At 52.6% G+C, this 5,329-nt stretch carries 7 protein-coding genes and 1 pseudogene; 7 read left to right on the forward strand and 1 reads right to left on the reverse strand.

Annotated elements, in window-relative coordinates:
• The 7 genes and pseudogenes from INT22_RS21050 to INT22_RS13710 all read left to right on the forward strand — a co-directional run.
• A pseudogene (locus INT22_RS21050) lies at positions 1–209 on the forward strand (EamA family transporter); the annotation flags it as partial.
• A gap of 116 nt (positions 210–325) precedes the next feature.
• Positions 326–1,306, forward strand: a complete 981-nt coding sequence (locus tag INT22_RS13685; protein WP_038483133.1) for an NAD(+) kinase — start codon at positions 326–328, stop codon at positions 1,304–1,306.
• Position 1,307: 1 nt separating this feature from the next.
• Positions 1,308–2,294: a metallophosphoesterase gene (locus INT22_RS13690; protein ID WP_193060505.1), complete on the forward strand. Its 987-nt coding sequence runs from the start codon at positions 1,308–1,310 to the stop codon at positions 2,292–2,294.
• 207 nt (positions 2,295–2,501) lie between these two features.
• Positions 2,502–3,353 (forward strand): rhomboid family intramembrane serine protease, encoded by an 852-nt coding sequence (locus INT22_RS13695; protein WP_193060506.1) that lies wholly within the window; start codon positions 2,502–2,504, stop codon positions 3,351–3,353.
• 11 nt (positions 3,354–3,364) lie between these two features.
• The gene (locus tag INT22_RS13700; protein ID WP_038483142.1) at positions 3,365–3,649 is read left to right on the forward strand and encodes a YeaC family protein; all 285 of its coding nucleotides are present in this window, start codon (positions 3,365–3,367) and stop codon (positions 3,647–3,649) included.
• On the forward strand, positions 3,633–4,499 hold the full coding sequence (locus INT22_RS13705) for a DUF2797 domain-containing protein (RefSeq protein WP_193060507.1): 867 nt from the start codon (positions 3,633–3,635) through the stop codon (positions 4,497–4,499). The genes INT22_RS13700 and INT22_RS13705 overlap by 17 nt, the downstream gene beginning before the upstream one ends.
• 143 nt (positions 4,500–4,642) lie before the next feature.
• Positions 4,643–5,068, forward strand: a complete 426-nt coding sequence (locus INT22_RS13710) for a CopD family protein (RefSeq protein ID WP_095604605.1) — start codon at positions 4,643–4,645, stop codon at positions 5,066–5,068.
• A gap of 55 nt (positions 5,069–5,123) precedes the next feature.
• On the opposite strand, the gene INT22_RS21055 is transcribed toward INT22_RS13710, so the two are convergent.
• On the reverse strand, positions 5,124–5,329 hold a 206-nt coding region (locus INT22_RS21055; protein ID WP_226912727.1), incomplete at its 5' end, for a DUF2231 domain-containing protein.

Raw genomic sequence — 5,329 nt, forward strand, 5'->3', positions numbered from 1 at the left:
TTGCTTGGAACCAAGGAGCCACCAAGGTCGATGCAGGAACACTGGCGATAATGAACAATGCATTGGTACCCGCTGGTTTGGTGGTTAATCTGGTGATTTGGAACCGGGATGCAGATATAGGCAAGCTACTATTGGGCGCCGCTATCATGGCCGCTTCTCTGTGGTTAAATCACTGGTGGTTGCAGCGTCGTCGCGCTATATCTGTCTAACTAATTCAAGCTATTGTTTTTGCCCAGAGTAACCAGCGGTTTCGCGTTGCGCTGGGCAATTTGCTCGACACCCTCATACTCTCCATAATGTGGGCTGATGCCAGCGAGAGTTGTCCATGTCTAACACCCCATCGTCAGGTTTAGCACCCTTGAGCCAGGCCGAACGCACGCAGCCTTTAGAAGAAGCGCCCCTTAAAAAAGCGACGTCCTCTAAAGCGACGTCCTTTAAAACAATCGGCTTAATCGGCCGCTTAGGCAGTGACAAAGTGGTCGATTCGCTTAAGCGGTTGGTCAGCTATCTAGTTGCCCACGATTATAAAGTTCTGATTGAAGACCGGACCGCAACGGTGTTACCGAACCATGGACTGCCTGAAGCCAGCCGCCGCATGTTGGGGGAGCTGTGCGATTTGGTCATCGTTGTGGGGGGAGATGGTAGCCTTCTCGGGGCTGCCCGCACGCTATGCCTTAGCGGTACATTGATGTTAGGCGTGAACCGGGGGCGGTTAGGCTTTTTAACGGATATTTCTCCTGATGAACTAGAAAGTCGGGTTGGCGAAGTGCTGGCGGGAGAGTTTGAAGTTGAAGAGCGTTTCTTGCTAGATGCCGTGTTGTACCGAAACGGTAAAGCGGTGGGTAGCGGTGCTGCGCTCAATGAAGTGGTGGTTCATCCAGGTAAAGCGGTGCGCATGATTGAGTTCGAACTGTTTATTGATGGGCAGTTTGTGTATAGCCAGCGTAGTGACGGCTTAATTATTGCCACGCCCACTGGTTCAACCGCCTATGCACTTTCTGGCGGCGGGCCAATCATGCACCCCAAACTTGATGTAGTGACGTTGGTGCCCATGTTCCCTCATACGCTGTCGAGTCGTCCTATTGTGATTGACGCTGCCAGTGAAATCCGTGTTCACATTGGTGAAACCAATCAGACCTATCCCCATATCAGCTGCGACGGACAAACTCGTGCCGTGGCTAAACCTGACGATGTGCTCGTTATTCAACGAAAACCAGAGCGCGTTCAGCTCGTGCATCCTATTGGGCATAACTTCTATGAAGTGTTGCGCAGTAAACTCGGCTGGAGCCATCGGCTAGGGGATTAATATGGAGGGCTACGATTTAATCGGTGATGTACATGGGTGTGGTGCAACGCTGGCAGCGTTATTAGAACGGCTTGGCTATCATCGGCGGGGCGGGGTATATCGTCACCCACGCCGAAAAGTGATCTTTTTAGGTGATTTAATTGATCGTGGCCCGCGTATTCGTCTAGCGGTTACCATCGCACGCAGAATGGTTGAAGAGGGCGAAGCATATATTGTCATGGGTAATCATGAATATAATGCCCTGGCCTATACGCACCCTGCGCCCCCTGGTAGCAACAAGCGCTGGCTGCGCGAACATACGCCGCGCCATAACCGTATTATTGAAGACACGCTGGCTCAGTACCGCGATTATACAAACGAGTGGGAAGACACCTTGGCGTGGTTTAAGACTATTCCACTCTGTCTGGAGCTGGATGGGATTCGTGTGGTGCATGCCTGCTGGGATGACGAGTTGATTCGACAGCTCAAACAGCGCGCGCCCAACGCCTGCATGGACAATCACTTTCTGGTTGAGTCCACTGACCCCTCGACACAAGCCTTTCGTATACTTGATCGCCTAACCCGTGGGCCTCATATACCGTTACCAAAAGGCATTGCGATACACTCAGGCGATGGCTTTACCAGGCAGAGCTTTCGTGCGCACTTTTGGTCAGCGAACCCCCAGCAGTGGGGGGACGTGGTATTTCAGCCAGATAACCTTCCTGGTGACCTAGAGACCAGAACGCTGACCGATACTGAACGTCAGCGCCTTAGTTATTACGGCCCTGAACAGCCACCTTTATTTATCGGCCATTACTGGTGCGAGGGTATTCCCGCCTTACCAGCACACAACATTGCCTGCTTGGATTATAGTGCGGTGAAATTTGGCCGTTTAGTGGCTTATCGCTGGAGCGGAGAAGCGCGGCTCAACGCTGATCATTTTGTGTGGATACAGGTGCCAAAAGAGGAGCGTGCACTGCCTAAACCGTGGGAAATAGATTTTGATTAATAGCGATATTTTCCAGCTTTACACACGGTTACATATTTTTTTCAAAATCGCTGAACTAACGGTGTTGTCGGTTATCAGAGTAAGTGTTCCCTTGAATGATCCCTTGCTTTTTGATCCGGCGGCCCCCTCCGCCGGATTTTTTTCGTCTATCCGTTGGTGACGCGGCGTGACGTTACGCCGATTCTTATTGGTTGAAAGGAACCTGCCATGCATCCAGTAATGCTTTTACCCACGGGCGCGGACACAAAAGAGCTGCGTAAAGCTCTATGGCACTACCGCATTGGTCACCGCATTACCGATGAAGCAGATGGCCAGCTGCTATGGGTTGCCGACCCGCGCCAGCATGATGAAATGAGATCGTTGGTGAGTCGCTGGGAGCGAGGTGAGCCTCTGATTACGACGACTGTTCGACCCACCCACCGAAGCGGGATGAATCGTTTGGTGCCGATGTTGCGCCAAGTGCCGGTTACAGCGCTGATGATTGGTATTAGCCTATGTGTTTTTGCCCTAACAGGGGTATTTGGCGACTTACTAATTGTAGGGCTCACCATCGTGCCAGTGGGCGTTTCAGGTGGGCAGCTCGTATATGGCAACCTTAGTGACACAATGATGTCTGGCCAAGTATGGCGCTTACTGTCGCCTGCGTTTTTACACTTTGGCTGGATGCATTTGATCTTCAACCTGATGTGGGTATGGTACTTCGGGCGTCAAATCGAGCAGCTTCAGGGTAGTCGTACCATGCTGCTACTGCTTCTGGTTGCCGGTATTGGCGCTAACATTGCGCAATATGTCACTGGCACAGTGCTGTTTGGCGGTATGTCTGGTGTGGTTTACGCCTTGCTGGCCCATGTGTGGCTGATGTCTTATCGTGCCCCGCAAAGCGGATTTTTCGTCCCCCAGATGCTAGTCGTCTTCATGCTGGGCTGGATGGTGTTCACCATGACCGATATTGCCGGTAGCGTGGGTTTTGGCAACGTAGCGAATGAAGCGCACTTGGGCGGGCTGCTCGTGGGGCTGGTCACAGGCTGGTATTATTCATCCAAACGAAGCAAACATTAAAGGTGCCTACGATGAGTGACATGACCTTCGATAAAATGATTAACCAAATGACGCCCGCTATTTACGAAAGCCTTAAGCAGGCAGTGGCGTTGCGCAAATGGCCCGATGGCCGGTATTTAACGCCAGAACAGACCGAATTGTGCCTGGAAGCGGTGATGCGTTTTGAGGTGGAGAATAACGTTCCTGAAGAGAGTCGTGTCGGCTATCTGGAGCAGCGTACCTGTGGTGCTGGCGCGACCGGTGCCGGTGTTTCCCCTGAAATGGCAGGCCTTGCCCGGGATGCCACGCGTGACTGATGATCTGTTTGCCTCGGTAGCATCCCCGGTGCAAGGATGTTTGCAAAAAATGGCGGCTGATTTGCCTAGTCGCCAAGATGATCGGGTGGTGTATCACCTTCGCGCGGGCGACCATCGAATGCCTCTGAATGAGCGTATCGGCTCGCCGATGCGACTTGCCTGGAGCGGTGCGATTGCTTGCACCCACTGCGGGCGGGCAACCAAAAAAAGTTTTGCTCAAGGCTACTGTTACCCCTGCTTTAAGCGTTTAGCCCAGTGTGATACATGCATCATGAAACCCGAGACGTGCCACTATCATCAGGGCACCTGCCGGGACCCCGAGTGGGGCGAAAAACACTGCTTCCAGCCACACATTGTCTACTTAGCGAACTCATCCGGTTTGAAGGTAGGTATCACCCGCAAAACGCAAATGCCAACCCGCTGGCTGGACCAAGGGGCCATTCAGGCATTGCCCATTCTTGAGGTAAATACCCGGCAACAGTCTGGTTTTGTCGAAATGCTCTTTAAAGAGCAGGTGGCCGACCGAACTAACTGGCGTGCCATGCTTAAAGGCGAGGTGAAACCATTGGATTTGTGCGCAGAGCGTGACCGTCTTTTTAACCTGTTAGCCGATGGGTTAGGGCAGTTACGTGACGTGCACGGTGCGGATGCCATTCGTACGCTGGATGAAACGCCGCTGGACTTTCATTATCCCGTGGCGACTTTCCCAAGTAAGGTGACGTCCCATAATTTTGATAAGCAGCCGCTGGTTGAAGGTACTCTTCAAGGTGTAAAAGGGCAGTACCTGATCTTTGATAGCGGGGTTATTAACCTGCGTAAATTCACCGGTTACGAAATCGCTGTGGAGTAGCCTTCGCTATATCTCCTAACGCGGGCTTTTAACTGATTATAACTGCCTATCTTCGCTATCCTGCCTAGCTAGAGTCGCTTTTGTTAACTAAGGTTATCTGGGGTGAATCCCGTTATCGCCTTACGCAACGCAAGGAAGCCTCAATGCCATGGCTAAAACTTCTGCACATCGCCGCGCTAGTTACTTGGTGCGGCGCGCTTCTCTATTTACCCGCTCTGCTTTTGCATGCGCTCCAGCTGCGTAAAGACGCTGGATTCGCTCAAGGCACGCCCCCCATGCCACGTTTCTTCTATAACTCCATCGCAACACCTGCTGCCTTGGTCGCCATCGCGTCGGGCACGCTGCTGTTTCTGCTGCATGGCCTTCTTGGGGGGTGGTTAATTCTAAAGCTAGGTGCCGTGGTGCTAATGGTGGCTGCCCACGGCTGTTTCGGTTGGCTGATTTTGCGGCTGGAAATGGGGATTTTCAAAGGCGTAAAAGTTGCCAGTCTATGCGCCTTAATCCTCGCGTTAACGGGGATATTGGGTGTGCTTGGGTTTGTGCTCTCCAAACCGCTGGCTTGGAGTTAACGCAATGAAGATTATTCCCTTAAGTGCCAACACTACTATTGCCGACATTGCGCTGTTAAGGCGACTTCTCAACGTCGACGCCGACAGCATGCTCGTATACCAACTGGCCGCCCAGCCAGCCTGCCAGCGCGATCAGGCAGGCAGTGACCAGCGAAATGGCCAGCCCCCAGGGCAGTACCGCACCAGGTTCATTAAATCGCAGAAGCCAATTAAGCGACGCCAGGGAAAGCATGACAACGGCCACAATCGCGTGGCTCCAGC

Origin of the sequence: Halomonas sp. 3D7M, assembly GCF_014897885.1 — a bacterium.
Lineage (GTDB): Bacteria > Pseudomonadota > Gammaproteobacteria > Pseudomonadales > Halomonadaceae > Vreelandella.

Bases quoted from the DNA above. Each gene is read 5' to 3' on its own strand.
- INT22_RS13700 (WP_038483142.1), top strand. From the start codon at position 3,365: ATGAGTGACATGACCTTCGATAAAATGATTAACCAAATGACGCCCGCT.
- INT22_RS13685 (WP_038483133.1), top strand. From the start codon at position 326: ATGTCTAACACCCCATCGTCAGGTTTAGCACCCTTGAGCCAGGCCGAA.
- INT22_RS13710 (WP_095604605.1), top strand. From the start codon at position 4,643: ATGCCATGGCTAAAACTTCTGCACATCGCCGCGCTAGTTACTTGGTGC.
- INT22_RS13695 (WP_193060506.1), top strand. From the start codon at position 2,502: ATGCATCCAGTAATGCTTTTACCCACGGGCGCGGACACAAAAGAGCTG.
- INT22_RS13705 (WP_193060507.1), top strand. From the start codon at position 3,633: ATGCCACGCGTGACTGATGATCTGTTTGCCTCGGTAGCATCCCCGGTG.
- INT22_RS13690 (WP_193060505.1), top strand. From the start codon at position 1,308: ATGGAGGGCTACGATTTAATCGGTGATGTACATGGGTGTGGTGCAACG.